This window comes from Sphingomonas sp. 66-10 (assembly GCF_001897045.1).
Lineage (GTDB): Bacteria > Pseudomonadota > Alphaproteobacteria > Sphingomonadales > Sphingomonadaceae > Sphingomonas > Sphingomonas lycopersici.
This window is the reverse complement of the sequence record NZ_MKRR01000005.1, coordinates 1-247: the sequence shown is the minus strand read 5'-3', so window position 1 is coordinate 247 and position 247 is coordinate 1. Positions and strand designations below refer to the sequence as shown.

1 pseudogene is annotated in these 247 nt (G+C 59.1%); it reads left to right on the top strand.

From position 1 onward, the window contains the following. Positions 1 to 247 (top strand): annotated as a pseudogene (locus tag BGN95_RS00995) (DUF6118 family protein); the annotation flags it as partial.

The following is a 247-nucleotide window of genomic DNA, read 5'->3' as shown; positions in this document are numbered from 1 at the left end:
TATCGCTGCTGGTCCGCGCGATCCAGGGGCTGACTGCCGAGCGCGAGAAAATACCCGATTACAGCGAAACCCTTGGGGAAATGGATGGACGGCTCCTCAGAATCGCGCAAAACATTGCCCTGATCGAAAAGCATCCAGCGATGAAGCTTACGCCGGAGGTGATGAGCGAGCAGATCGCAGCGGCAGCGAGTGCCGCGCGCGAAACCGATCGGGTGACCATCAGGAAATCGCAGGAGCTCCACCAACA